Origin of the sequence: Candidatus Arsenophonus nilaparvatae (genome assembly GCF_045346035.1) — a bacterium.
Lineage (GTDB): Bacteria > Pseudomonadota > Gammaproteobacteria > Enterobacterales > Enterobacteriaceae > Arsenophonus > Arsenophonus nilaparvatae.
Window position 1 is genome coordinate 2769685 of sequence record NZ_CP158507.1, and the last position, 25208, is coordinate 2794892.

The 25208-nt window shown below is 39.8% G+C and carries 41 protein-coding genes, 1 pseudogene and 1 other annotated feature (1 of these 43 running past the window's edge); of the genes and pseudogenes, 6 read left to right on the forward strand and 36 right to left on the reverse strand.

The window, feature by feature from the left end; all coding sequences use genetic code 11:
• Positions 1 to 247, reverse strand: a sequence feature (16S ribosomal RNA rRNA prediction is too short); it reaches 168 nt to the left of the window's first position.
• Between the two features lie 652 nt (positions 248 to 899).
• Positions 900 to 1430 carry a gamma carbonic anhydrase family protein gene (locus WH390_RS12870; RefSeq protein ID WP_032116411.1) on the forward strand — a complete coding sequence of 177 codons (531 nt, stop codon included), beginning with the start codon at positions 900 to 902 and terminating at the stop codon, positions 1428 to 1430.
• A 71-nt stretch (positions 1431 to 1501) separates the two neighbouring features.
• Here WH390_RS12870 and aroE read toward each other — a convergent pair whose 3' ends face one another.
• From aroE to dprA, 4 genes are read right to left on the reverse strand one after another with little or no spacing between them, the layout of a single operon-like run.
• Positions 1502 to 2323, reverse strand: a complete 822-nt coding sequence (gene aroE / locus WH390_RS12875) for a shikimate dehydrogenase (protein ID WP_032116410.1) — start codon at positions 2321 to 2323, stop codon at positions 1502 to 1504.
• Positions 2324 to 2328: 5 nt separating this feature from the next.
• Complete coding sequence (locus tag WH390_RS12880; protein ID WP_032116409.1) at positions 2329 to 2898, reverse strand: Sua5/YciO/YrdC/YwlC family protein; 570 nt, start codon at positions 2896 to 2898, stop codon at positions 2329 to 2331.
• Positions 2899 to 2922: 24 nt separating this feature from the next.
• Positions 2923 to 3465 carry a topoisomerase DNA-binding C4 zinc finger domain-containing protein gene (locus WH390_RS12885; RefSeq protein ID WP_148305601.1) on the reverse strand — a complete coding sequence of 181 codons (543 nt, stop codon included), beginning with the start codon at positions 3463 to 3465 and terminating at the stop codon, positions 2923 to 2925.
• 16 nt (positions 3466 to 3481) lie between these two features.
• On the reverse strand, positions 3482 to 4555 hold the full coding sequence (gene dprA / locus WH390_RS12890; RefSeq protein ID WP_032116408.1) for a DNA-processing protein DprA: 1074 nt from the start codon (positions 4553 to 4555) through the stop codon (positions 3482 to 3484).
• 125 nt (positions 4556 to 4680) lie between these two features.
• Between dprA and def the strand changes: the two genes are divergently transcribed.
• The 5 genes and pseudogenes from def to mscL all read left to right on the forward strand — a co-directional run bounded on the left by def (position 4681) and on the right by mscL (position 9451).
• Complete coding sequence (gene def, locus WH390_RS12895; RefSeq protein ID WP_032116407.1) at positions 4681 to 5196, forward strand: peptide deformylase; 516 nt, start codon at positions 4681 to 4683, stop codon at positions 5194 to 5196.
• A gap of 34 nt (positions 5197 to 5230) precedes the next feature.
• Positions 5231 to 6205, forward strand: a complete 975-nt coding sequence (fmt, locus tag WH390_RS12900; protein ID WP_032116406.1) for a methionyl-tRNA formyltransferase — start codon at positions 5231 to 5233, stop codon at positions 6203 to 6205.
• 49 nt (positions 6206 to 6254) lie between these two features.
• Positions 6255 to 7535 carry a 16S rRNA (cytosine(967)-C(5))-methyltransferase RsmB gene (rsmB, locus tag WH390_RS12905; protein ID WP_032116405.1) on the forward strand — a complete coding sequence of 427 codons (1281 nt, stop codon included), beginning with the start codon at positions 6255 to 6257 and terminating at the stop codon, positions 7533 to 7535.
• A gap of 49 nt (positions 7536 to 7584) precedes the next feature.
• Positions 7585 to 8961 (forward strand): Trk system potassium transporter TrkA, encoded by a 1377-nt coding sequence (gene trkA, locus WH390_RS12910; RefSeq protein WP_032116404.1) that lies wholly within the window; start codon positions 7585 to 7587, stop codon positions 8959 to 8961.
• Between the two features lie 89 nt (positions 8962 to 9050).
• A pseudogene (gene mscL / locus WH390_RS12915) lies at positions 9051 to 9451 on the forward strand (large-conductance mechanosensitive channel protein MscL).
• Between the two features lie 6 nt (positions 9452 to 9457).
• Here the strand turns inward: mscL and WH390_RS12920 are convergent.
• From WH390_RS12920 to WH390_RS13075, 32 genes are all read right to left on the reverse strand, one after another.
• Positions 9458 to 9658, reverse strand: coding sequence for an alternative ribosome-rescue factor A (locus tag WH390_RS12920; RefSeq protein ID WP_032116403.1), 201 nt, complete (start codon positions 9656 to 9658; stop codon positions 9458 to 9460).
• 76 nt (positions 9659 to 9734) lie between these two features.
• On the reverse strand, positions 9735 to 10148 hold the full coding sequence (zntR, locus tag WH390_RS12925) for a Zn(2+)-responsive transcriptional regulator (RefSeq protein ID WP_032116402.1): 414 nt from the start codon (positions 10146 to 10148) through the stop codon (positions 9735 to 9737).
• A 122-nt stretch (positions 10149 to 10270) separates the two neighbouring features.
• Positions 10271 to 10660 carry a 50S ribosomal protein L17 gene (gene rplQ, locus WH390_RS12930; RefSeq protein ID WP_032116401.1) on the reverse strand — a complete coding sequence of 130 codons (390 nt, stop codon included), beginning with the start codon at positions 10658 to 10660 and terminating at the stop codon, positions 10271 to 10273.
• Between the two features lie 37 nt (positions 10661 to 10697).
• Positions 10698 to 11687: a DNA-directed RNA polymerase subunit alpha gene (locus WH390_RS12935; RefSeq protein WP_032116400.1), complete on the reverse strand. Its 990-nt coding sequence runs from the start codon at positions 11685 to 11687 to the stop codon at positions 10698 to 10700.
• A 25-nt stretch (positions 11688 to 11712) separates the two neighbouring features.
• Positions 11713 to 12333, reverse strand: coding sequence for a 30S ribosomal protein S4 (rpsD, locus tag WH390_RS12940; RefSeq protein WP_032116399.1), 621 nt, complete (start codon positions 12331 to 12333; stop codon positions 11713 to 11715).
• 35 nt (positions 12334 to 12368) lie between these two features.
• Complete coding sequence (gene rpsK / locus WH390_RS12945) at positions 12369 to 12758, reverse strand: 30S ribosomal protein S11 (protein WP_002919257.1); 390 nt, start codon at positions 12756 to 12758, stop codon at positions 12369 to 12371.
• A gap of 15 nt (positions 12759 to 12773) precedes the next feature.
• Complete coding sequence (rpsM, locus tag WH390_RS12950; RefSeq protein WP_032116398.1) at positions 12774 to 13127, reverse strand: 30S ribosomal protein S13; 354 nt, start codon at positions 13125 to 13127, stop codon at positions 12774 to 12776.
• A gap of 148 nt (positions 13128 to 13275) precedes the next feature.
• Entirely contained in the window at positions 13276 to 13392 is a 117-nt protein-coding gene (rpmJ, locus tag WH390_RS12955; RefSeq protein WP_032116397.1) for a 50S ribosomal protein L36, read from the reverse strand.
• Between the two features lie 43 nt (positions 13393 to 13435).
• Positions 13436 to 14761: a preprotein translocase subunit SecY gene (gene secY / locus WH390_RS12960; RefSeq protein WP_032116396.1), complete on the reverse strand. Its 1326-nt coding sequence runs from the start codon at positions 14759 to 14761 to the stop codon at positions 13436 to 13438.
• A gap of 7 nt (positions 14762 to 14768) precedes the next feature.
• A complete protein-coding gene (gene rplO, locus WH390_RS12965) occupies positions 14769 to 15203 on the reverse strand; it encodes a 50S ribosomal protein L15 (RefSeq protein ID WP_026823161.1) in 435 nt (144 codons plus the stop codon).
• Positions 15204 to 15206: 3 nt separating this feature from the next.
• Positions 15207 to 15386 carry a 50S ribosomal protein L30 gene (rpmD, locus tag WH390_RS12970; RefSeq protein WP_032116395.1) on the reverse strand — a complete coding sequence of 60 codons (180 nt, stop codon included), beginning with the start codon at positions 15384 to 15386 and terminating at the stop codon, positions 15207 to 15209.
• A 6-nt stretch (positions 15387 to 15392) separates the two neighbouring features.
• Positions 15393 to 15893 carry a 30S ribosomal protein S5 gene (gene rpsE, locus WH390_RS12975; RefSeq protein WP_032116394.1) on the reverse strand — a complete coding sequence of 167 codons (501 nt, stop codon included), beginning with the start codon at positions 15891 to 15893 and terminating at the stop codon, positions 15393 to 15395.
• A 14-nt stretch (positions 15894 to 15907) separates the two neighbouring features.
• Positions 15908 to 16261 carry a 50S ribosomal protein L18 gene (gene rplR / locus WH390_RS12980; RefSeq protein WP_032116393.1) on the reverse strand — a complete coding sequence of 118 codons (354 nt, stop codon included), beginning with the start codon at positions 16259 to 16261 and terminating at the stop codon, positions 15908 to 15910.
• 9 nt (positions 16262 to 16270) lie between these two features.
• On the reverse strand, positions 16271 to 16804 hold the full coding sequence (gene rplF / locus WH390_RS12985) for a 50S ribosomal protein L6 (RefSeq protein WP_032116392.1): 534 nt from the start codon (positions 16802 to 16804) through the stop codon (positions 16271 to 16273).
• A gap of 14 nt (positions 16805 to 16818) precedes the next feature.
• The gene (rpsH, locus tag WH390_RS12990; protein ID WP_026823166.1) at positions 16819 to 17211 is read right to left on the reverse strand and encodes a 30S ribosomal protein S8; all 393 of its coding nucleotides are present in this window, start codon (positions 17209 to 17211) and stop codon (positions 16819 to 16821) included.
• A gap of 33 nt (positions 17212 to 17244) precedes the next feature.
• Complete coding sequence (gene rpsN / locus WH390_RS12995; RefSeq protein WP_026823167.1) at positions 17245 to 17550, reverse strand: 30S ribosomal protein S14; 306 nt, start codon at positions 17548 to 17550, stop codon at positions 17245 to 17247.
• A 12-nt stretch (positions 17551 to 17562) separates the two neighbouring features.
• A complete protein-coding gene (gene rplE, locus WH390_RS13000; RefSeq protein WP_032116391.1) occupies positions 17563 to 18102 on the reverse strand; it encodes a 50S ribosomal protein L5 in 540 nt (179 codons plus the stop codon).
• Between the two features lie 15 nt (positions 18103 to 18117).
• A complete protein-coding gene (gene rplX, locus WH390_RS13005) occupies positions 18118 to 18432 on the reverse strand; it encodes a 50S ribosomal protein L24 (protein ID WP_032116390.1) in 315 nt (104 codons plus the stop codon).
• 12 nt (positions 18433 to 18444) lie between these two features.
• Positions 18445 to 18816 carry a 50S ribosomal protein L14 gene (gene rplN, locus WH390_RS13010; RefSeq protein WP_032116389.1) on the reverse strand — a complete coding sequence of 124 codons (372 nt, stop codon included), beginning with the start codon at positions 18814 to 18816 and terminating at the stop codon, positions 18445 to 18447.
• A 179-nt stretch (positions 18817 to 18995) separates the two neighbouring features.
• Complete coding sequence (gene rpsQ / locus WH390_RS13015) at positions 18996 to 19250, reverse strand: 30S ribosomal protein S17 (RefSeq protein ID WP_026823171.1); 255 nt, start codon at positions 19248 to 19250, stop codon at positions 18996 to 18998.
• Positions 19250 to 19441: a 50S ribosomal protein L29 gene (gene rpmC / locus WH390_RS13020; RefSeq protein ID WP_026823172.1), complete on the reverse strand. Its 192-nt coding sequence runs from the start codon at positions 19439 to 19441 to the stop codon at positions 19250 to 19252. The genes rpsQ and rpmC overlap by 1 nt, the downstream gene beginning before the upstream one ends.
• Positions 19441 to 19851 (reverse strand): 50S ribosomal protein L16, encoded by a 411-nt coding sequence (gene rplP, locus WH390_RS13025; RefSeq protein ID WP_032116388.1) that lies wholly within the window; start codon positions 19849 to 19851, stop codon positions 19441 to 19443. The genes rpmC and rplP overlap by 1 nt, the downstream gene beginning before the upstream one ends.
• Positions 19851 to 20561, reverse strand: a complete 711-nt coding sequence (gene rpsC, locus WH390_RS13030) for a 30S ribosomal protein S3 (RefSeq protein ID WP_032116387.1) — start codon at positions 20559 to 20561, stop codon at positions 19851 to 19853. Before rpsC ends, rplP begins: the two co-directional genes overlap by 1 nt.
• Positions 20562 to 20578: 17 nt before the next feature.
• A complete protein-coding gene (gene rplV, locus WH390_RS13035) occupies positions 20579 to 20911 on the reverse strand; it encodes a 50S ribosomal protein L22 (RefSeq protein ID WP_026823175.1) in 333 nt (110 codons plus the stop codon).
• 14 nt (positions 20912 to 20925) lie between these two features.
• Positions 20926 to 21204 (reverse strand): 30S ribosomal protein S19, encoded by a 279-nt coding sequence (gene rpsS / locus WH390_RS13040; RefSeq protein WP_032116386.1) that lies wholly within the window; start codon positions 21202 to 21204, stop codon positions 20926 to 20928.
• Between the two features lie 14 nt (positions 21205 to 21218).
• Complete coding sequence (rplB, locus tag WH390_RS13045) at positions 21219 to 22043, reverse strand: 50S ribosomal protein L2 (RefSeq protein ID WP_032116385.1); 825 nt, start codon at positions 22041 to 22043, stop codon at positions 21219 to 21221.
• Between the two features lie 19 nt (positions 22044 to 22062).
• Entirely contained in the window at positions 22063 to 22365 is a 303-nt protein-coding gene (gene rplW / locus WH390_RS13050; protein WP_032116384.1) for a 50S ribosomal protein L23, read from the reverse strand.
• Positions 22362 to 22967, reverse strand: a complete 606-nt coding sequence (gene rplD, locus WH390_RS13055; protein ID WP_026823179.1) for a 50S ribosomal protein L4 — start codon at positions 22965 to 22967, stop codon at positions 22362 to 22364. Before rplD ends, rplW begins: the two co-directional genes overlap by 4 nt.
• Before the next feature lie 16 nt (positions 22968 to 22983).
• Positions 22984 to 23613 carry a 50S ribosomal protein L3 gene (gene rplC / locus WH390_RS13060; RefSeq protein ID WP_032116383.1) on the reverse strand — a complete coding sequence of 210 codons (630 nt, stop codon included), beginning with the start codon at positions 23611 to 23613 and terminating at the stop codon, positions 22984 to 22986.
• Between the two features lie 32 nt (positions 23614 to 23645).
• Positions 23646 to 23957, reverse strand: coding sequence for a 30S ribosomal protein S10 (rpsJ, locus tag WH390_RS13065; protein WP_001181005.1), 312 nt, complete (start codon positions 23955 to 23957; stop codon positions 23646 to 23648).
• Positions 23958 to 24251: 294 nt separating this feature from the next.
• Positions 24252 to 24728 (reverse strand): bacterioferritin, encoded by a 477-nt coding sequence (gene bfr / locus WH390_RS13070; protein ID WP_032116382.1) that lies wholly within the window; start codon positions 24726 to 24728, stop codon positions 24252 to 24254.
• Between the two features lie 148 nt (positions 24729 to 24876).
• Entirely contained in the window at positions 24877 to 25080 is a 204-nt protein-coding gene (locus WH390_RS13075) for a (2Fe-2S)-binding protein (RefSeq protein WP_072012875.1), read from the reverse strand.
• Between the last annotated feature and the right edge of the window lie 128 nt (positions 25081 to 25208).

Here is a 25208-nt window from a genome sequence, read left to right on the forward strand (position 1 = left end):
GGCCATGATGACTTGACGTCATCCCCACCTTCCTCCGGTTTATCACCGGCAGTCTCCTTTGAGTTCCCGACCGAATCGCTGGCAACAAAGGATAAGGGTTGCGCTCGTTGCGGGACTTAACCCAACATTTCACAACATCACCCGTCCGCCGCTCGCCGGCAAGGAAGCAAGCTTCCTTCCGCTGCCGCTCGACTTGCATGTGTTAGGCCTGCCGCCAGCGTTCAATCTGAGCCATGATCAAACTCTTCAATTAAAAGCTTGATGCTCAAAGAATGTTTTACTGACCGTAACGCCCTTTTATTCAACCCGCTTTGCCGATGTTTGACCACCTTCGCCGCTGCCGTCCAAAATAACGTTACTGCATATTAGTTCATATATGAATTAACTGTTTTGTCACTCTTCAAGACTTTAAAATCAAATATTTTTTGATGATGTCTTGCGAGTGCCCACACAGATTGTCTGATTAATTGTTAAAGAGCGTGCGACCTAGGCCGCGAGGTGGCGTATATTACGCTTTTCACCTGTAAAGTCAAGTAGTTATTTCTACTTTTCTTTACCCTGCGTCAAGAAAATTCAATTCAATTGATTCATTCTATACTGACTCAGTGGGGGCGCATTATAGAGCGCCTAAAAATTTACTCAACTATTTTTTTGCGTTTTTAATTTATATGAATATATTTTCGTCATAATGAATTAAAATTCTACGAAATTAGCTAGATCTTATAGTATCCATTCAACTTTATGATTTAAAAAAATTCAAAGATAAGACTATATGGTATTTTATTAGATATAAATTCACTTCATTTGATTAAAAAGAATATTTAATAATATAAAATACAAATTTATCTATTCACTGTTTGTTAACTAATTCAAATAGTTTACTTAGGATAAAAATAGCAATGACTTCTAATATAAGACCTTATTTGCATTCAAAACCTGTTATTGGAAATAGTGTGTTTATCGATCCAACTGCTGTGATAATTGGCGATGTACGTATCTCTGATAATGTAAGTATTTGGCCACTAACTGTCATACGTGGTGATGTCAATTATATATCTATCGGAGCAAGAACTAATATTCAAGATGGTTCAGTACTTCATGTTACTCATAAGAATAAACTTAATCCCCAAGGATATCCTCTTATTATTGGCGAAGACGTTACCATTGGACACAAAGTTATGTTGCATGGATGTACTATTGGTAACCGAACTTTGGTTGGAATGGGTTCAATTATTTTAGATGGCGCAAAGATTGAGGCTGATGTCGTTATCGGTGCAGGTAGTTTAGTCACTCAAGGCAAAAAATTAGAAAGTGGTTATTTATATATTGGTAGTCCTGTAAAACAGATTAGAAAATTATCGTCAGAAGAGTTAGAAGGCTTAGTTCAGTCCGCAACTAATTATGACAATTGGAAAAATACTTACTTATAAGTGTATTATTAAAGATGCTATCCTTAATTATTACCTGATATCGTTATCATTTTTTCCGTATAATATACCAACTAATTTATGTCAGCATTTTCTTTTAATCGCTGTAATACAGATGAAATATCAGGTAATTTACCGTGCCATAGTTTAAAAGCAAAAGCCGCCTGACCGACTAACATACCAATACCATCAGCATATTTTAATACTCCGTGGGTTTTCGCTAATGTTAAAAATGGTGTTTCATTTAATCGATAGAACATGTCATAACAAAAAACATTTTGCTTAAATATATTGGATGAAATAGCAGGAACTTCCCCTGCAACACCAGAAGATGTCGCATTAATCACTAAATCATACTCAGCGGAATGAATAGATTCCAACATCAATGAATTAATATGCCCGATAGCAGAAAATTGTTTTGCTAGTTTATCTGCTTTGCTAAATGTTCGATTCGTAATCGTTATTCGACAGCCATAATTTAAAATAGGAGCTATAACACCACGTGCTGCACCACCAGCACCAATTACTAATATATGCATTCCCTTTTCAATAAAGCGCAAACGCTCAAGATCTAAAACTAAACCTATTCCATCGGTATTATCACCAAGTAGTCTATGATTATCTAACCTCTTGATAGTATTAATTGAACCACATATTTGAGCTTGTTCAGTTAATTCATCAACTTTATGGTAGGCTAATTCCTTGAAGGGTAAAGTAACATTTGCTCCCTTTCCTCCTCGGCAAAAAAAATCATCTAATTTTTCTTCAAATTTATTTAAAGGAACTAGCACTTTTCTATATTCATATTTAATACCAGTTTGCTCAGCAAATAATTTATGAATAAGTGGTGATTTACTATGTACTACTGGATTTCCAAATACCGCAAATTCTTCCATTTGCATTACCCTTTTCGATACAAGTGACCTGTCATTATATCTCGAATTTCAGATGGATTCTTACGTCCTCCAACAGAACCCTCTAAAACGGATACTTGGCCATTAAACTGAGCAATAACTTCTTCTTTTGTTCTGCATGGTGATAATCCATTTAAATTAGCACTAGTAGAAATCAATGGTTTGCCATATAAAAAACAAAGCTTTTTAATTAATTCAAAATTTGTAATACGAACCGCAAGTGAATCAAATTTTCCTGTTAACCATTTTGGTATGTCTTTTCTAGCAGGCACTACCCAAGTTATAACCTCAGACCCTGTTGAAAGCATCATTTCTTTTTGTAAATTAGTTAATTTATTATCATCAATATAAGGTGTTAATTGTTTATAGTCTCCAGCTATTAAAATTAGTCCTTTTTTCAATGAACGCTGTTTTAATAATAATAACTTACGGACTGCTTTATCGTTATCAGGATCACATCCGAGGCCAAAAACAGCTTCTGTCGGATAGGCTATAATTTTACCTTCATTTAGCGCTAAAATAATATTCCGAAATGAAGGGGATATTTCATCAACCATACCAATTTATTCCATTTATTTTTATTACTGCTGTTTATTACATAATTTATTTGCACAAAATATTTTCATATTTTGTGAAACCTTTTTTTCTATTAATAATGGATACTGACAGAAAGAACATTTACCAGAAATTGGTTTAGCATTCAGCACAAATTGACATTTAGGATAACAATTACAACCATAAAATACTTTGCCAAAACGTGACGTTCTTTGCAGTAATTCACCACCTTGACACTGTGGGCATTCAATTAATGTTTCATCAGGTTTATCAATTAACTCTGTATGTTCACATTTAGGATAATGACTACAACCAATAAACATACCAAAGCGTCCTTGCTTCAACACCAAATTATGCCCACATTTGGGACAAAAATAATCCGGTAATTCTTTAATTATTTGGCTGTCTGCTGCTTGTTTTAATGGCCGAACATAATCACATTTAGGATAGTTAGAGCAAGCTACAAAAGGCCCATAGCCCCCATTTCGAATAATAAGTTCACTTTGACATTTAGGGCAATGCTCCTTATCTTCACCTGCCATTTTTCTAAAAAGGGTTGGCTTTTGCATGCTCATCTCACTTTAATTACTCAACTCTAATATATCCACCAGACACAAAGATAATTTTACTCATCAATTCAAATTCCAATAATTGAGCAGATACCTCAGTAATTGATAAGCCACTTCTTTCAGCAATTAAATCTATAGGCGTTGGTTCATAATTAATATAACGCAATATATTATTCATAGAATTATCGATCGATAGATTATCAGATAGGATTTTATTTTCTAGTAACCATTGTAGTCCACTGTTTAAATATTCAATAACATCTTGAGGCGACGAGGCTAAATAAGCCCCCTGTTGAATTAACCAGTGATTACCTTCATATAAGGTATTTCCTAACGCACCTGGTAAGGCAAAAATATCTTTACCTTGCTCCAATGCACATTTAGCTGTAATTAATGAACCACTTTTTAATCCAGCCTCAATCACAACGACTGCTTTACTTAAGCCACTAATTATACGATTTCGACGCGGAAAATTCTTGGCTAATGGAGGAGTATCTGGTAGATATTCTGATACTAACGCCCCTTGCTCCTTAATTTTATCCGCCAAACTAATATGTTGGGTTGGATATAATTTATTTAAACCACTACCTAATACAGCAACAGTTATTCCATCATGTTTTAATGCAGTTTTATGGCTAATTCCATCAATACCTATTGCTAAACCACTGGTAATTGTAAATTTGTGATGTACCAGTTCTTGACTAAATATTTGAGCCCATTTCTCACCATAAAAATCATTATAACGACTCCCTACCAAAGCAATTTGAGTAGAAGAAAGCGCTTTCTCTTTACCAGCAACGAAGAGTATAATTGGTGGCGAATATATCTGTTTTAATAAATATGGATAATTTGGATCGGATAACGTAATGAGTTTATGCTCGCTTACATCAAGCCATTTCATTGCCGCATAAATAGCTTTTGAATTTGCATGAGTAAATTGTATACATTGATTCGGTGATAACCCACATGCCCGAAGAGAAGCAATTTTAACATTATTTAATGCAATAAGTTTCTCTACAATAACAGCAGCATTGACAGTTGAAAGATGAGAGACCATTCTCATACGTAACCATATTTCCATTGGATCCATATACTTTCCAGACTTAATTGGCAATAAGTGTGTTCCATTTATAACCAATACTGTCAATCATAATGAGAAATGTCTAGAATAGGTATTAAATAACTTTCACTTTTTGGATATAGCTTTAAACATTTATGTCAGTATTAAATATATTACATTACCCAGATGAGCGTCTTCGCAAAATTGCAGAACCGGTAAAAAAAGTTGATGCCGAAATACAACGTATCGTGAATGATATGTTTGAAACGATGTATGAAGAAGAAGGTATTGGTTTAGCCGCAACACAGGTTAATATTCATCAAAGAATTATTGTTATAGACGTTTCAGAATCTCGTAATGAAAGATTGGTACTTATAAATCCTGTTATCCTAGAAACAGCTGGTGAAACTGGAATTGAAGAAGGTTGTCTTTCTGTACCGGAACAACGGGCATTTGTATCTCGTGCTAAATGGGTCAAAATTAAAGCTTTAGATATCAATGGGAAAGAGTTTGAATTAGAAACTGATGATCTACTTGCTATCTGTATTCAACATGAAATAGATCATCTAAATGGCAAATTATTTATTGACTATCTTTCTGCATTAAAACGCCAACGCATTAGGCAGAAAATTGAAAAGCTTGAACGTCTAAAAGCTAAAACAACAAAATGATATTTATCATATTTTATAATATAGGGATCTTTACGTGTCAGACTGTCTACGAATCATTTTTGCCGGCACCCCAGATTTTGCAGCACAACATTTAGCTGCATTACTTGGTATCAAGGATAAGTATCAAATTGTTGGCGTTCTGACACAACCTGATAAACCAGCTGGAAGAGGGCGAAAACTCGCATCAAGCCCAGTAAAAACGCTAGCCGAAGAAAATAATATTCCTATTTTTCAACCAACAACTCTAAAAACAGCAGACAGTCAGCGCTGGATTGAAAATCAGCATGCCGATGTTATGGTTGTTGTCGCATATGGCCTAATTTTACCTGAAATTGTATTAAATATGCTACCAATGGGCTGCCTGAATGTTCATGGCTCACTGCTACCCCGCTGGAGAGGTGCAGCGCCAATTCAACGCTCAATTTGGGCTGGTGATAAAGAAACCGGTATTACGATTATGCAAATGGATATTGGTCTGGATACCGGAGATATGCTTTACAAAGTTAGCTGCCCTATTGAACTAAAAGATACTAGCGCAACCCTATATCAAAAACTTGCAAAACTAGGCCCTATTGCACTCCTACATACTCTTGATTTACTCACTTCAGATCAAGCAAAACCAGAAGAACAAAATGATACATTCGCTAACTATGCTGAAAAACTGAGTAAAGATGAAGCATTAATTGATTGGACACTTTCGGCTGAAGAAATTGAGCGATGTATTCGTGCATTCAATCCTTGGCCAGTAAGTTATTTTATTGTTGCAGATCAACCTATTAAAGTTTGGTATGCCGAAGTCATTGATCATGAAATTGACGCTTCACCACCGGGAACAATTTTAAGTGCCGATAAAACAGGGATTAAAGTGGCAACCGCGAAAGGTATTTTAAATATCTTAAAAATACAACCGGCCGGTAAAAAAATAATGTTAGCTAGTGATTTTCTAAACTCTCGTCACGGATGGTTTATTCCTGGCAGAATAATAAATTCAGCATTGCAACCAAATTAGTAATAAATTTCTTGTTTGCATTTATGATTAGCGGGTAATTATATTTAACATGAATAAAAAATATAACCTTAGAAGCATTTGTGCCCAAGTCATTGCCCAGGTTATTGATCAAAAACAATCATTAAGCACTGTACTTCCCGAATGGCAAAAAAATATATCAGATAAAGATAAAGCTCTTTTACAAGAACTGAGTTTTGGTGTACTTAGAGTGTTACCCTTATTGGAATGGTTTATTCAACAATTAATAACTAAACCATTAAAGGGAAAAAAACGCATTATTCATTATCTTATTATGGTAGGAATTTACCAACTTCATTTTACTCGTATTCCCCCACACGCCGCACTAGCAGAAACTGTTGATGGTGCTATCACACTGAAACATCCTCAACTAAAAGGCTTAATTAATGGTGTATTAAGACAATTTCAACGGCAAGAACAAGCATTAAATGCAAAAGCCAATAATAATGAAAGCAATTATTTACATCCTAAATGGCTATTAGAAAAAATTCAGCAAGTTTATCCTGCTCAGTGGGAAGAGATTCTTGAGGCCAATAACCTAAAACCACCTATGTGGCTAAGAGTAAATCAATTGTATCATTCTACTCACGATTATCTAATACTATTACAGCAAGCAGGTATAGAGGCCAGTTTAAGCAAAGACAGTAAATTCGCTATCAAATTACAAAAACCGTGTGCGGTTAACCAATTACCAGGCTTTGACCAAGGTTGGGTAACAATTCAAGATTTATCTGCTCAACAATGCGTTGAATTACTAGCACCTAAAAATGGTGAATATATCCTTGACCTTTGCGCAGCTCCAGGTGGTAAAACAACTTATATACTAGAACTTGCTCCCAAAGCTGATGTTTTAGCGGTTGATATTGATGAACTACGAATAAAACGTATCCAAGAAAATCTTAATCGACTAAAATTACATGCAAGAGTTATTGTTGGTGATGGACGTAGACCACTAGAATGGACATCGGGTGCGAAATTTGATCGTATATTGCTAGATGCACCTTGCTCTGCGACAGGTGTAATTCGTAGGCATCCGGATATAAAATGGTTAAGAAAACCGACTGATATCCAGCAGTTAGTTAAATTACAATATGAAATTCTAGAAGCTATCTGGCCTTATTTAAAAACCAATGGCATCCTGGTTTATGCAACTTGCTCAATTTTACCGGATGAAAACAAAGAACAAATACAGAAATTTCTTTTTCATCATCCTGAAGCATCTTTAAATAACAATATGGAACTAGGCCAACAAATATTACCAACTCAACGTGGAGGAGACGGTTTCTTTTATGCTTCTCTGATAAAAAATTAACACTACTATTTTGAATAAATACTCAATCTGGCAGTAAGATAAAAATATAATGAAAATTATCATATTAGGTGCAGGACAAGTTGGTGGAACACTTGCAGAAAATTTAGTTGATGAAAACAACGATATCACTATCGTTGATACTAATACTGAACGTTTGCGCCAGCTACAAGATAAATTCGACCTAAGAGTTGTCAGTGGGCATGGCTCATACCCTAGGATCCTAAGGGAAGCCGGTGCTGAAGATGCTGATATGTTAGTCGCTGTGACAAATTCAGATGAAACTAATATGATTGCATGCCAAATTGCTTATTCTCTTTTTAATACGCCAAATAAAGTTGCTAGAATACGCGCATCTGAATATATCAAAGAAACTGAAAAACTTTTTACCCCTGATCACATACCGATTGATTATCTTATTTCTCCAGAGCAGCTTGTCATTGATTATATTTATAAATTAATCCAATATCCTGGTGCACTTCAGGTTGTTAACTTCGCCAGTGGTAAAGTAAGTATTGTTGCTGCAAAAGCCTACTATGGAGGTTCATTAGTAGGAAATTCCCTCTTAAATTTACGCGAACATTTACCCCATATTGATACCCGAATTGCTGCTATATTTCGCCAAGATAGACCCATTCGACCACAGGGATCCACTATTATTGAGGCAGGAGATGAAATCTTCTTTGTTGTAGCCACTGAGCATATTCGTGCTGTAATGAGCGAACTGCAACGACTGGAAAAACCCTACAAGCGAATTATGATAGTTGGTGGTGGCAATGTTGGTGCAGGGCTAGCAAAACAGCTAGAAAAAGATTACAGCGTCAAATTAATAGAACGTGATCAAGAAAGAGCAACCGAATTAGCAGAACTATTACATGATACAATCGTGTTTTATGGTGATGCTTCAGATCAAGAGCTTTTAGCGGAAGAACATATTGAGCAAACAGATGTTTTTATAGCACTGACTAATGATGATGAAGCTAATATTATGTCAGCTATGCTTGCCAAAAAAATGGGCGCAAAGAAAGTGATGGTTCTTATCCAACGTTCTGCTTATGTTGATCTGGTACAAGGAGGAGTCATTGATATCGCTATATCACCTCAACAAGCAACAATTTCCGCTTTATTAGGACATGTTCGTAAAGCAGATATAATTAATGTTTCATCCTTACGTAAAGGCGTTGCTGAAGCGATAGAAGCTATTGCTCACGGTGATGAAAACACATCCAAAGTTGTTGGTAGAAAAATTTCAGAAATAAAGCTTCCTCCAGGCACAATTATCGGTGCTATTGTTCGTGATGATGAAGTCATCATTGCAAATAGCTATCATATTATTGAACAAGATGATCACATCATTATGTTCATTACTGATAAAAAACATGTTCCTGAAGTAGAAAAGATCTTCCAACCTAGCCCATTCTTTTTGTAAAAATTTTGATAGAAATATATTAATAGATATTATAATTTAAATATTCTTATAAAATTTTACGTTCTATTTTGATTAACGGTGAGGGGACTATGAGCTTTTTAAAAGAATTCCGTGAATTTGCAATGAAAGGCAACGTTATTGATCTAGCTGTGGGTGTTATTATTGGTGCAGCATTTGGCAAAATTGTTTCTTCTCTTGTTGCAGATATTATTATGCCTCCCCTTGGATTACTTATCGGCGGTATTGATTTTAAGCAATTTCATCTTGTCTTAAAGGAAGCCCACGATAATATACCTGCTGTTACTATGAATTATATGGTGTATTTATTCAAAATATTTTTGATTTTCTAATCATCGCTATAGCAATTTTTATTGCGATAAAACTTATAAATAAATTGCGTCGCGAAAAAGAAGAAGCTCCAGCAGCACCACCAACTAAAGAAGTCACATTATTAACAGAAATTCGTGATTTATTAAAAAAACAAAAATAATCAAAACTAGTGGGTTAGTAATAATAAATTTTTAAAATTAAGCATTACTAACCCACTCGTTTGCTCTTTACTATGTTTCATTTTTCTTCGATAACTCCCTTTTCCTTTTTTATTTTTTTCAATTCGTTGCCTAAATAGAGGATCATACAGTATCGCCTCTACTGCACTCTTCTTTATAAGGCCTCGTTTATGCTGATAATTTGCCATACCAAATTCTCCAATATCAATGACTTTTTAAATAAACATCTATAAAATTTTATTTCATCCAAAACGGACATATCATTTAATGTTTACTGGCGCCTTGTTCAAGGATCTCTAAAATTGAACATCCAGTACTAACATGTTTACTACCACAACAAGCCGCACTAAGCATTTTTAATGAATTTCTCATTCTCTCCATCTCTATAATTTTAATTTCAATCTCCTGCAAGCGAGCATCTACAATATTTTTCGACTCCTGGCAAGTATGATGGGCAGGATCAATGCGAATAGACAATAATTCTGAAATAGATTCCAAAGTAAAGCCTAACTGCTTAGCATAACGAATAAAACGTAAACGTTGTAAATCTTTTTTGCTATAAAGACGATAACCACTTTCTGTACGATTAGGACGTTCCATTAGCCCTTGTTTTTCATAGAAACGAATTGTATCGGTTGTAACATCTGCTAACTTAGCTAATTTACCTATATGATACATAACCACCTCTTATATATGTATAAATATTATCCACTATGATAGCAAACTATGAAATGACAAAAAGTTAATTTTTAGATAATAAAAAACCGGAATTAATCCCGGTTTTTTATGTAATTGCAAATTTATTCTGCAGTTACTTCTGCTTGAGACTCAACAGTACGATCAACAAGCTCGATGTAAGCCATCGGCGCATTGTCACCTGCACGGAAGCCACACTTCATAATACGAGTATAACCACCTGCACGGGTCGCGAAACGCGGTCCAAGTTCATTAAATAATTTTGCCACGATCTCATTATCACGAGTACGGGCAAATGCCAGACGACGATTAGCTACGCTGTCGGTCTTGGCAAGAGTAATCAGTGGCTCAACGACACGGCGCAACTCTTTCGCCTTTGGTAAAGTTGTCTTGATAATCTCATGACGAACTAAAGAGCCAGCCATGTTACGAAACATAGCTTGGCGATGGCTACTATTGCGGTTCAATTGACGACCACTCTTACGATGGCGCATGACCTTATCCTTCTCAGTAAAACCTTAACCTGTGATCTCATTCATCAGCAATACTTGCTGGAGGCCAATTTTCTAGACGCATGCCTAGCGATAAACCTCTTGATGCCAAAACATCCTTAATTTCAGTAAGTGATTTTTTACCAAGATTAGGCGTTTTAAGCAACTCAACTTCAGTGCGCTGAACCAAATCACCGATGTAGTGGATAGCTTCTGCTTTTAAACAGTTAGCAGAGCGGACAGTCAATTCCAGATCGTCAACTGCGCGCAGCAGAATCGGATCAAACTCTGGCTTCTCATCTTTAACTTCAACCTTAGCAACATCGCGTAAATCAACGAAAGCTTCGAGTTGTTCAGCCAAGATAGTTGCTGCTCGACGAATCGCCTCTTCTGGATCGATTGTGCCGTTAGTTTCCATCTCGATAACCAGCTTATCCAAATCAGTGCGTTGTTCTACACGCGTCGCTTCAACATTGTAGGCAATACGCTCTACAGGGCTATAGCATGCATCAACTAATAAACGACCGATTGGGCGCTCATCTTCTTCCGAATGAATACGGGCAGAAGCCGGCACATATCCACGACCACGCTGTACTTTAATACGCATATTAATAGCAGCGCTTTCATCAGTTAGATGGCAGATAACATGTTGCGGCTTGACGATTTCGATATCATCATTAGGGGTGATATCGGCGGCAGTCACAGGGCCAATTCCAGATTTATTCAAGGTCAGAATAACTTCATCTTTACCGTGAACTTTTACCGCCAGCCCTTTCAGGTTAAGGAGAATCTCCAGGATATCTTCCTGCACACCTTCTTTAGTGCTGTACTCATGCAGTACACCATCAATTTTAACCTCGGTCACAGCACAACCCGGCATAGACGAAAGCAAAATACGGCGTAGTGCGTTACCAAGAGTATGGCCAAAGCCACGTTCTAACGGTTCAAGGGTTACCTTAGCGTGCGTCGAACTAATTTGCTCGATATCAACCAGGCGCGGTTTAAGAAACTCTGTCACAGAACCCTGCATTGTGTCCTCTCTTTGGTACTAAGCTTTACTTAGAGTAAAGCTCGACGATCAGGTGTTCGTTAATGTCAGCAGACAGATCAGTACGTTCAGGAATACGTTTGAACACACCTTCCATCTTAACCGCATCAACCTCCAGCCAATTTGGCTTCTCACGCTGTTCAGCAAGTTCTAAAGCAGCCTTAATACGAGACTGTTTTTTTGCTTTTTCACGAACGCTGATAACGTCATTCGGGGAAACCTGATAAGAAGCAATATTAACGACTTGACCATTTACCATGATAGCTTTATGGCTAACCATCTGACGTGCTTCCGCGCGTGTTGCGCCAAAGCCCATACGATAAACAGTATTGTCTAAACGACCTTCAAGCAAATTGAGCAAATTTTCACCCGTATTACCTTTCAACCGTGTTGCTTCTTTATAATAGTTACGGAATTGACGTTCTAGAACACCGTAAATACGACGAACTTTTTGTTTCTCACGTAACTGAACACCATAATCAGATAGACGCGGTTTACGTGCGCCATGCTGTCCTGGTGCCTGTTCTAATTTACACTTGGTGTCAATCGCGCGAACGCCAGACTTAAGAAAAAGATCTGTACCCTCGCGACGGCTCAGCTTGAGCTTAGGACCCAAATATCTAGCCATTTTCTTTCTCCAACAATCCTAAAAACGCAACGTAATTAAACACGACGTTTCTTCGGTGGACGACAACCGTTATGAGGGATCGGAGTCACATCAGTAATGTTAGTAATGCGGAAACCAGCCGCATTTAACGCACGGATAGTTGACTCACGGCCAGGACCAGGTCCTTTAACCATAACTTCTAAGTTTTTGATTCCGTACTCTTTCACTGCCTCAGCACAACGTTCTGCTGCAACTTGAGCGGCAAACGGAGTAGACTTACGAGAACCACGAAAACCAGAACCACCTGCGGTTGCCCAACCCAATGCATTACCTTGACGATCAGTAATGGTAACAATTGTGTTGTTAAAAGAAGCATGGATATGAGCCACACCGTCTGAAACTTGTTTTCTTACACGCTTACGTGCACGAATAGGTGCTTTTGCCATTATTTAATACCCCGACTATTTCTTGATCGGCTTACGCGGGCCCTTACGGGTACGCGCATTAGTCTTAGTACGTTGACCACGCACAGGAAGACCACGGCGGTGACGTAAACCACGATAACAACCAAGATCCATTAAGCGCTTGATGCTTAGGGTAACTTCACGACGCAAATCACCTTCAACAATGTATTTAGCAACTTCGTCACGTAACTTGTCGATTTGCTCTTCAGACAGCTCACTGATCTTAACATGCTCAGCAATACCAGTTGCTGCACAGATTGACTGTGAGCGAGTTTTGCCGATGCCGTAAATCGATGTTAATGCGATTACGGTATGTTGATCAGGAATGTTAATGCCTGCTATACGGGCCACTATGCACTCCTAAAGTTAAATACTGCATAACTGTGCTGAAAAGCCCGCTTTCAGGATACTCAAACAGCTATACATTTTTTTAGATAAAAAGTTTCGCTGGCTAATTTAGCCAGCTCAACCCAACTTTGCAAGAAAAAAATGCTTTTTCTTAACCTTGACGTTGTTTATGTCTTGGTTCAACGCTGCAAATCACACGAACAATACCTTCACGTCTAATGATTTTACAGTTACGGCATAATTTCTTGACTGAAGCACGAACTTTCATTTTTACTCTCCGTAACTTCCTAAGCAAATTAATTTAAAGACAATTATTTGCCTTTAAGATTTGCCTTTTTCAATGCAGACTCATATTGACTGGACATCATAAGAGTTTGCACTTGAGCCATAAAGTCCATAATAACGACGACGACAATTAGAAGTGAAGTACCACCAAAATAGAATGGAACTTTCATTGCGTCACGCATGAACTCCGGGATTAAGCAAATAAAAGTAATATACAATGCACCTACTAATGTTAGGCGTGTCATTACTTTGTCAATATACTTGGCCGTTTGCTCTCCCGGACGAATTCCTGGTACAAATGCACCGGACTTCTTCAGGTTATCTGCTGTCTCTCGCGGATTAAAAACTAATGCCGTATAAAAGAAACAGAAGAAGATGATTGCAGATGCATAAAGTAACACATAAAGCGGTTGTCCTGGCTGCAAATACATTGAAATAGCTGTCAGCCAACCCCAACCTGTTCCATCACCAAACCAGGAAGCTATTGTACCTGGGAACAGTATAATACTGGAAGCAAAAATTGCAGGAATAACACCTGCCATATTTACCTTTAATGGTAAATGTGTGCTTTGTGCAGCATAAATGCGACGACCTTGTTGACGTTTTGCGTAGTTAACCACTATGCGGCGCTGACCACGTTCCATAAAGACAACAAAATAAGTCACAGCAAATACTAAAACTGCAATCAACAACAACAGGAGGAAGTGCAAATCGCCTTGCCGAGCTTGCTCAATGGTATGGCCGATGGCCGGCGGGAGCCCCGCAACTATACCTGCAAAGATAATGATAGAGATACCGTTTCCAATACCTCTTTCAGTAATTTGTTCGCCTAGCCACATCAGAAACATTGTTCCTGTCACTAAACTAACAACGGCCGTGAAATAAAACGGAAAACCAGGATTAATTACCAACCCTTGCATTCCAGCCATATTTGGTAAACCTGTCGCAATACCAATAGATTGGAATATCGCTAATACCAAAGTACCATAACGCGTATATTGACTAATCTTACGGCGACCGGCTTCCCCTTCCTTCTTAATCTCTGCTAGACGTGGATTAACTACAGTCAGTAATTGGACAATAATCGATGCCGAAATATACGGCATAATTCCCAATGCAAAGATAGAAGCACGACTAAGTGCACCACCAGAGAACATATTAAACATTTCAATGATGGTGCCTCTTTGCTGTTCAAGCAATTTGGCAAGCACAGTGGCATCAATACCAGGAATAGGAATAAAAGAACCAATACGGAAAACAATCAGCGCCCCAATAACAAACAAAAGCCTGCGTTTAAGTTCGCCTATGCCACCTTTAGCACTTTGAAAATCTAAACCTGGTTGCTTCGCCATCTGTAACTTATTCCTCGATTTTACCGCCAGCCGCTTCAATTGCAGTCCGTGCACCTTTTGTTACACGAAGACCACGTACAGTTACTGGACGATTAACTTCACCAGAAAGAATAACTTTCGCATATTCTATTTGAATGCCAACTATATTAGCAGCTTTCAGCGTATTCAGATCAATGACATCGCCTTCAACTTTAGCAAAGTCTGACAAACGAACTTCTGCAGTAATCATTGCTTTACGTGAAGTAAAACCAAATTTTGGTAAACGACGATATAGAGGCATCTGACCGCCTTCAAAACCACGACGTACGCCACCGCCAGAACGAGACTTCTGACCTTTATGACCACGTCCGCCAGTTTTACCTAAACCGGAACCAATACCGCGACCTACGCGTTTAGGTGCATGTTTAGCACCTTCAGCTGGAGACAGAGTATTTAAGCGCATCTGTTACTCCTCAACTTTAACCATGTAGGAAACCAAATTGATCATGCCGCGGACCGCTGGTGTATCTTCACGTTCTACAGTATGACCGATACGACGCAGACCTAAACCGATCATGGTTGCCTTATGTTTTGGCAAACGACCAATAGTACTGCGAAATTGTGTAATTTTAATAGTCTTAGCCATGGTCCATTACCCCAGAATTTCTTCGACGGATTTACCACGCTTAGCTGCGACCATTTCTGGAGACTTCATACTGTCTAAAGCATCCAGCGTTGCACGAACAACATTAATTGGGTTCGTGGAACCATAGGTTTTAGCCAGTACGTTATGAACACCCGCGACTTCCAAAACAGCACGCATTGCACCGCCTGCGATGATACCCGTACCTTCATAAGCAGGTTGCATAAACACACGAGAACCTGTGTGAGCACCTTTTACAGGATGATACAAAGTACCATTATTGAGAGCGACGTTTTTCATATTGCGACGGGCTTTTTCCATCGCTTTCTGGATTGCTGCCGGAACTTCGCGTGCCTTACCGTAGCCAAAACCAACACGACCGTTACCATCACCAACGACAGTTAGTGCTGTAAAACTAAAAATACGGCCACCTTTAACGGTTTTTGCTACACGATTTACCGCGATCAGCTTTTCCTGCAGTTCGCCAGCTTGTTTCTCGATGTGAGCCATCTTACACCTCTACCTTAGAACTGAAGGCCAGCTTCACGGGCAGCATCTGCCAGTGCCTGGACTCGACCATGATATTGGAAACCAGAACGGTCAAAAGCAACTTCTTTGATGCCTTTTTCCAACGCGCGCTCAGCAATTAATTTACCAACTGCTGCTGCTGCTTCTTTGTTTCCTGTGTACTTTACTTGCTCATTGATAGTTTTTTCTGTAGTAGAAGCAACCACCAAAGTTTCAGAACCGTTTGGTGCAATAACCTGCGCATAAATATGTCGAGGGGTACGGTGTACCACCAAGCGCGTTGCACCCAGTTCATGTAGTTTGCGGCGTGCGCGGGTCGCACGACGGATACGAGCTACTTTCTTATCCATAGTGTTACCTTACTTCTTCTTAGCCTCTTTAGTACGCACGATTTCATCGGCGTAACGAACACCTTTACCTTTATAAGGTTCAGGACGACGGTAAGCACGCAATTCTGCTGCAACTTGGCCAATTGCCTGTTTATCTGCTCCTTCCAACACAATTTCAGTCTGTGAAGGACATTTTGCAGTAATACCTGCTGGCAGTTCATGCTCTACCGGATGAGAGAAACCTAAGGACAAACTTACAGTATTGCCTTTAATAGCTGCACGATAACCGACACCAACCAGCTGAAGTTTCTTAGTGAAGCCTTCGGTAACACCAATAACCATTGCATTCAATAAAGAACGCGTCGTACCCGCTTGTGCCCATGCATCAGCAAAACCTTCACGAGCTGCAAACGTTAATTGATTATCAGCATGTTTGACTTCAACAGCTTTATGGATTGTACGAGTAAGCTCGCCATTTTTACCTTTAATCGCTATATCCTGACCGTCAAGTTTGACTTCTACGCCGGCAGGAATGACGACAGGTGCTTTTGCCACACGAGACATTCTTTCCTCCCGAATTAAGCTACGTAGCAGAGAATTTCGCCACCTAAACCTGCTTGGCGAGCTGCACGATCAGTCATGACACCTTTAGAAGTAGAAATAATCGCAATGCCTAAACCAGCCATAACCTGTGGTAGCTCATCTTTTTTCTTATAGATGCGCAAACTTGGGCGGCTTACACGCTGAATGCTTTCTACAACAGCCTTACCTTGGAAATATTTCAATGTAATTTCCAATGTTGGCTTGATGTCGCCTTCAATTTTATAATCTTCGATATAACCTTCTTCCTTAAGCACTGTAGCAATCGCTACTTTTAGCTTAGCGGAAGGCATGTTGACCGCAGCTTTATTAGCGGCCTGACCGTTACGGATACGGGTTAGCATATCCGCGATGGGATCTTGCATGCTCATCTGTCTTTACTCCCGTGATTCAATTGGTGATAATTACCAGCTAGCCTTTTTAAGACCCGGGATTTCACCGCGCATAGCGGATTCACGGACTTTAATACGGCTTAGACCAAATTTCCGCAGAAAACCATGCGGACGCCCAGTTTGACGACAGCGGTTACGCCGACGAGAAGGGCTGGAATCACGTGGTAGCGTTTGCAGCTTAAGAACAGCATTCCAACGATCTTCATCAGATGTATTCACATCAGAAATAATAGCTTTCAATTCTGTGCGCTTTGCAAAGAATTTTTCAGCTAATTTTGCACGTTTTACATCACGCGCTTTCATTGATTGTTTAGCCATGAATACCCTGCCTTACTTACGGAACGGAAAGTTAAACGCCATCAACAGTGCAAGACCTTCATCATCTAATTTCGCACTAGTGGTGATAGTAATATCTAAACCACGTACACGATCCACTTTATCATAATCGATTTCAGGAAAGATGATTTGTTCACGTACACCCATGCTGTAGTTACCGCGACCATCAAATGATTTAGTGGATAAACCACGGAAATCACGGATACGTGGTACAGCAATAAAAATCAGACGCTCAAAGAATTCCCACATACGTTCGCCACGCAAGGTCACTTTACAGCCGATTGGATAGCCCTGACGGATTTTGAAGCCTGCAACAGATTTGCGCGCTTTGGTGATAAATGGTTTTTGCCCTGTTATTGCCGCTAAATCAGCAGCTGCATTATCAAGCAGCTTTTTATCGGCAACAGCTTCACCAACACCCATGTTCAGGGTGATCTTCTCGACCCGAGGGACTTGCATGACAGAATTGTAGCCAAACTGAGTCATCAGCTTTTGGACTACCTCGTCTTTGTAGTAATCATGCAGTTTCGCCATCGTATACTCCAAAAATTACTTAATAGTTTCACTGTTAGATTTGAAGAAACGCACTTTTTTGCCATCTTCAATTCTAAAACCTACTCGGTCAGCCTTGCCGGTTGTCACATTAAAGATTGCAACGTTAGAAACATCAATTGCTGTTTCTTTTTCGACGATGCCACCTGGTTGACTCAGAGCCGGAACAGGCTTCTGATGTTTCTTAACCAGATTAATCCCTTCAACAATGACTTTACCAGAAGAAAGAACCTGTTTTACTTTACCGCGTTTGCCTTTATCTTTACCAGCTAACACGATAACTTCGTCATCATGACGGATTTTCGCTGCCATTGTGCACGCTCCTTAGAGTACTTCTGGTGCCAGAGAGATAATTTTCATAAACTTCTCAGTACGAAGTTCACGAGTTACCGGCCCAAAAATACGCGTACCGATAACTTGCTCACTTGTATTGTTTAACAACACACAAGCATTGCCATCGAAGCGAATGACAGAACCGTCAGGGCGACGAACACCCTTCTTGGTGCGCACCACTACCGCTTTCAGGACATCACCTTTTTTCACTTTACCGCGTGGAATTGCTTCTTTAACAGTAATTTTGATGATAGCACCTACATCTGCGTAGCGACGGTGCGAGCCACCTAGAACCTTGATACACATTACGCGACGTGCGCCGGAGTTGTCGGCTACGTTCAGCATAGTCTGTTCTTGGATCATTTTAGTGCTCCGCTAAATGTCAACTACAACTAAGCCGCTTCTTATATAAATTGAAGAGGCAGTACAATTACCCATACATGAGGGCGCAGCATTATAACACCACAACATCAATATGGACAGAAAAAATAAACGGCCGCTTTATTAAGAGCCGCTTATTCTATTATCAAATGGCTATCCTATTACAGAACAGCTTTTTCTACAACGCGAACAAGTGTCCATGACTTTGTTTTGGACAGTGGGCGGGTTTCACGGATTTCCACTAGATCACCGATACCACATTCATTGTTCTCGTCATGTACATGCAATTTGGTCGTACGACGGATAAACTTACCATATAAAGGATGTTTTACCATACGCTCAATAGCAACGACAATAGATTTCTCCATCTTATCGCTAGTTACACGACCTTGCAAAGTACGGATTTTATCGCTCATTACGCACCCGCCTTTTCAGTCAATAAAGTCTTAACGCGTGCAATATCACGACGTACTTGTTTCAACAGGTGAGACTGTTGCAGCTGTCCACTTGCTGCCTGCATACTCAAGTTAAATTGCTCACGTAGCAGGTTAAGCAGTTCAGTGTTCAACTCTTCAACGCTTTTTTCGCGCAGCTCTTTTGCTTTCATTACATCACCGTCTTAGTTACAAAGGTGGTTTTGATAGGCAGTTTTGCTGCTGCCAACTTGAATGCTTCACGAGCTAGCTCTTCTGGAACACCGTCCATTTCATAAAGAACTTTACCAGGTTGGATCAAGGCAACCCAATACTCTACGTTACCTTTACCTTTACCCATACGCACTTCAAGTGGCTTTTCAGTAATAGGTTTATCTGGAAACACACGAATCCAGATTTTACCCTGACGCTTAACTGCACGGGTCATGGCACGACGTGCCGCTTCAATCTGACGTGCAGTCAGACGTCCACGACCCACTGCCTTCAGACCGAAAGTGCCGAAGCTAACATCCGTACCTGCAGCCAGACCACGATTGCGGCCTTTATGCATTTTACGGAATTTCGTACGCTTTGGTTGTAACATCAGCGACTCTCCTTGCGGCCTTTACGCTGCTGCTTTTTAGGTTGAACTGTAGGTTTCTCTACCTGTTCAACAGCAGCCATACCACCCAGAATCTCACCTTTGAAGATCCATACTTTAACGCCGAGTACCCCATAAGTGGTGTGCGCTTCTGCAGTGTTATAATCGATATCAGCACGCAAGGTGTGCAATGGCACACGGCCTTCACGATACCACTCAGTACGTGCAATTTCAGCTCCGCCTAAACGACCACTGACTTCCACTTTTATGCCTTTTGCACCTAGACGCATAGCATTCTGTACCGCTCGTTTCATAGCTCGACGGAACATAACACGACGTTCCAGCTGTGAAGCGATACTATCAGCAACTAATTTAGCATCCAGTTCAGGCTTACGTACTTCAGCAATATTGATTTGCGCAGGGACACCAGCAATATCTGCTACTGTTTTACGCAGTTTCTCGACATCTTCACCTTTTTTACCGATAACGATACCAGGACGAGCAGTGTGAATAGTTACACGGATGCTCTTCGCAGGACGTTCGATAACGATACGTGAAATAGATGCCTTTGCCAGTTCTTTATTCAGATACTGGCGTACTTTAAAATCGCTGTCTAGGTTGTCAGCGAATTCTTTTGTATTCGCATACCAAGTAGAGTTCCAAGGTTTGACAATACCCAGGCGAATACCATTAGGATGTACTTTCTGACCCATTGCTAGTCTCCAGAGTCTCAGCGATCGGACACAACCACAGTAATGTGGCTGGTGCGCTTCAAAATACGATCTGCACGGCCTTTCGCGCGAGGCATGATGCGTTTCATAGTTGGACCTTCGTTAACGAAAATTTTCGTTACTTTCAAGTCATCAATATCAGCACCATCGTTGTGCTCGGCGTTAGCGATAGCAGACTCAAGTACTTTCTTCACTAAACCAGCAGCTTTCTTGTTGGTATAGTTCAGAATTTCTAGAGCTTGCGACACTTTCTTACCGCGAATCAGATCAGCCACTAAACGAACCTTCTGAGCAGAAGAACGAGCGTGGCGATGCATAGCGATAGTTTCCATCTCTTCCTCCTACCTTAACGTTTCTTGGCCTTTTTATCGGCCGCATGGCCGCGATAAGTACGGGTCGGCGCGAATTCACCCAATTTATGACCAACCATTTCGTCGGTAACAAAAACTGGAACATGCTGACGACCATTATGGATAGCGATGGTCAAACCGATCATGTTAGGAAAGATCGTTGAACGACGGGACCAAGTCTTGAGAGGCTTTTTGTCTCCGCTTTCCACCGCTTTCTCTACCTTCTTCAGCAAGTGCAGGTCAATAAAAGGACCTTTCTTGAGAGAACGTGGCATGGTTTATCCTCTAATTATTTTTTAGAACGGTGACGTACGATATATTTATCAGTACGCTTATTGCTACGGGTCTTTTTACCTTTGGTTTGAACGCCCCAAGGTGTTACTGGGTGTTTACCAAAGTTACGACCTTCACCACCACCATGTGGATGGTCTACTGGGTTCATCGCTGTACCACGAACGGTAGGGCGAATTCCACGCCAGCGGCTAGCACCAGCTTTACCCAGAACACGCAGCATATGCTCCGCATTACCAACTTCACCTAATGTCGCACGGCACTCAGAAAGTACTTTACGCATTTCGCCAGAACGTAAACGGATAGTTACATAACTACCATCACGTGCAACGATTTGCACATAAGCACCGGCTGAACGCGCCAGCTGACCACCTTTACCCGGTTTAAGCTCAACATTATGAACCGTTGAACCGACAGGAATATTACGCATAGGTAAAGCATTACCTGCTTTAATTGCTGCATCTGCACCAGACTGAATTTGGTCTCCGGCTTTTAAGCCTTTTGGTGCCAGAATATAGCGACGTTCTCCATCTTTATAGAGAACTAATGCAATATTCGCCGAACGATTTGGATCATATTCCAGACGCTCAACAGTAGCAGCAATACCATCTTTATTGCGTTTAAAGTCAATTAGACGATAATGCTGTTTGTGACCACCACCAATATGACGCGTAGTAATACGGCCATTATTGTTACGTCCACCGGTTTTGTTGCTTTTTTCTAGCAACGGAGCATAAGGTTTACCCTTATGCAGCTCAGGGTTAACCACTTTAACTACGTGGCGACGGCCCGGGGACGTAGGTTTACATTTAACAACTGCCATTGTTCTTTACTCCTCCGACTTACTCTGCACCACCGATGAAGTCCAGATTCTGGCCTTCTTTCAGAGTGACGTAAGCTTTTTTCCAGTCGCTACGACGACCAATTCGCTGACCGTGGCGTTTGGTTTTGCCTTTAACTAGTAAAGTATTTACACCTTTGACTTCAACTTCGAACAGTTTCTGTACGGCAGCCTTAATCTCTGCTTTGGTCGCATCTTTCGCTACTTTAAGCACGATGGTGTTACTTTTTTCCATCGCTGTAGAAGCTTTTTCAGAGACATGCGGCGCACGTAGTACTTTTAGCAGACGTTCTTCACGGATCATGCTAGCATCTCCTCAATTTGCTTCACAGCATCAGCAGTCATAACTACTTTGTCGAAGGCAATTAGGCTAACAGGATCGATACCGATTGCATCGCGAACATCAACTTTATATAAGTTACGGGCTGCTAAAAACAAGTTTTCATCAACCTCATTCGTGACGATCAATACGTCATCCAGCGCCATTTCCTTTAATTTTTGTACCAGAAGCTTAGTTTTCGGCGCTTCCAGTGCAAATTTCTCGACAACAATTAGACGATCCTGACGTACCAATTCAGACAAGATGCTTTTCAAAGCACCGCGGTACATCTTTTTATTTACTTTTTGACTGTGGTCCTGTGGTCTCGCTGCGAAAGTGACACCACCAGAGCGCCAAATTGGGCTCTTAACTGAACCAGCACGTGCACGACCAGTACCTTTTTGACGCCATGGCTTTTTACCAGAACCTGAAACCTCAGCACGAGTTTTCTGAGCACGAGTACCTTGACGAGCACCAGCTGCATACGCAACAACTACTTGATGCACAAGCGCTTCATTGAAATCACGCCCGAAGGTAGTTTCGGAAACAGTCAGCGCGCTTTGCGCGTCTTTCATTACCAATTCCATTCCTATCTCCTCGACGTTACGCCTTAACAGCTGGTTTTACAATCAGGTTGCTACCAGTTGCACCTGGAACAGCACCCTTGACCAACAGCAGATTACGTTCAGCGTCAACGCGTACTACATCCAGACTTTGAACAGTTACACGTTCATTACCCAATTGGCCTGCCATTTTCTTGCCTTTAAATACCTTACCCGGAGTTTGGTTTTGCCCAATAGAACCCGGAACACGTTGTGACAAGGAGTTACCATGAGTAGCGTCCTGAGTGCGAAAATTCCAGCGTTTAACCGTACCAGCAAAACCCTTACCTTTGGAGGTACCAGTAACGTCGACTTTCTTGACGTCAGCAAAAATTTCAACACTAATGCTTTGACCTACAGTAAACTCTTCGTTTTCACTCAAACGAAATTCACGTAGGATACGGCCAGCTTCAACACCAGCTTTAGCAAAATGCCCAGCTTCAGGTTTCTTTACACGGTTTGCTTTTTTGCTACCAGTAGTAACCTGAATTGCATTATAACCATCTGTTTCCAGGCTCTTAACCTGAGTCACTCGGTTATTTTCAATTTCGATAACAGTTACAGGAATAGAAACACCATCTTCAGTGAAGATACGTGTCATTCCTATTTTCTTCCCGACTAAACCAATCATTGTTTCAACCTCTCAATCGCGCAACGACCTGATTAACCCAGGCTGATCTGCACATCTACACCGGCAGCCAGATCCAGACGCATCAGAGCATCAACGGTTTTCTCAGTTGGCTCAACGATGTCAACCAGACGCTTATGAGTACGAATTTCGTACTGATCACGTGCATCTTTATTAACATGCGGCGAAATCAGAACGGTAAAACGTTCTTTACGTGTAGGTAACGGGATCGGACCACGTACTTGAGCGCCAGTGCGCTTAGCAGTTTCAACGATTTCCGCAGTTGATTGATCAATTAAACGATGATCAAAGGCTTTCAGGCGGATACGGATTCTTTGGTTCTGCATGAGACCAGAGCTCCAACTATTTATAAACGTAAAAAATTACTCCTCGCACCCATTTCGATTGATAGGGGAGTGTAATCGTTCTCATAATAACCTCCAAATCGGAGGTATTGTTTTTTAACGCAGTTTTACTGCTTACTAGCCTTTACGGCCAGGCTCTTGAATTAAAGAGCCCGTGCATTATACGTAATTTCAGGATAAGAGCAAGCCGTAGATAAAAAAATTGCATAAAATTTATTTATAAAAATCTTATGCAATAATATTTGTTAAAATCTTAATCAATAAATACCAATTAAATCATGCCTCTTCACCCAGCTGAGATTGTAGGTAATTTTTTAGGCCTATGTTTGCTATCAAAACCAATTGCGTTTCTATCCAATCAATATGTTTTTCTTCATCCGTTAGTATTTCAATCATTAAATCGCGACTAACATAATCACTAACTGAATCCGCATAAGCAATTGCTGAACGCAAATCTCTCGCCCCTTCCAATTCAAGCAATAAATCTGATTTAAGCATTTCTTCAACATTCTCACCAATATTTAATTTACCTAAATCCTGCAAATTTGGTATACCTTCAAGAAAGAGGATCCTTTCTATATATTTATCAGCATGTTTCATCTCATCAATAGATTCTTCATATTCAATATTATTAAGACGTAATAAACCCCAATTTTTAAACATACGGGCATGTAAAAAATATTGATTGATTGCAACAAGCTCATTACCCAATAATGTATTTAAATGGGTGATCATTCTTTTATCGCCTTTCATTTTTTATCCTCCACTTCCAGTATCTAAAGTGTAGATAGAAATTATTAGACAAACAGAATAGAAAAATATTTTTATTGAAAAGCGAAGAGTAATTGATTAATTAAAAATAGAGAGGTTCTTTGATAGCATTTAAATTTATTCTATTAATTCATTGTACTGCGTCAATATCAGTAACAACAGATAAATTTATTTGCTCATTTTGAATTAGCTGAGTTGCTTGAGGCAAGCATTTTCCACAATGGCTACTAATAGATACACACTTCTTTAATCCACTAATAGATGTTATGTGATTATTGCGAACTAAAGTTTTTATTGTTTTATCACTAATTCGATTACATAGACAGACGTACATTTTTAATACCGACCAGTTAAAATCTCACCAGCAATATTAAATGATAATGATTTTCATTTCAATATTAGTTTGAATTATATACTCAAAAATTAGATTATCGGTAATAATTTTACAGCAATCATAAAAAA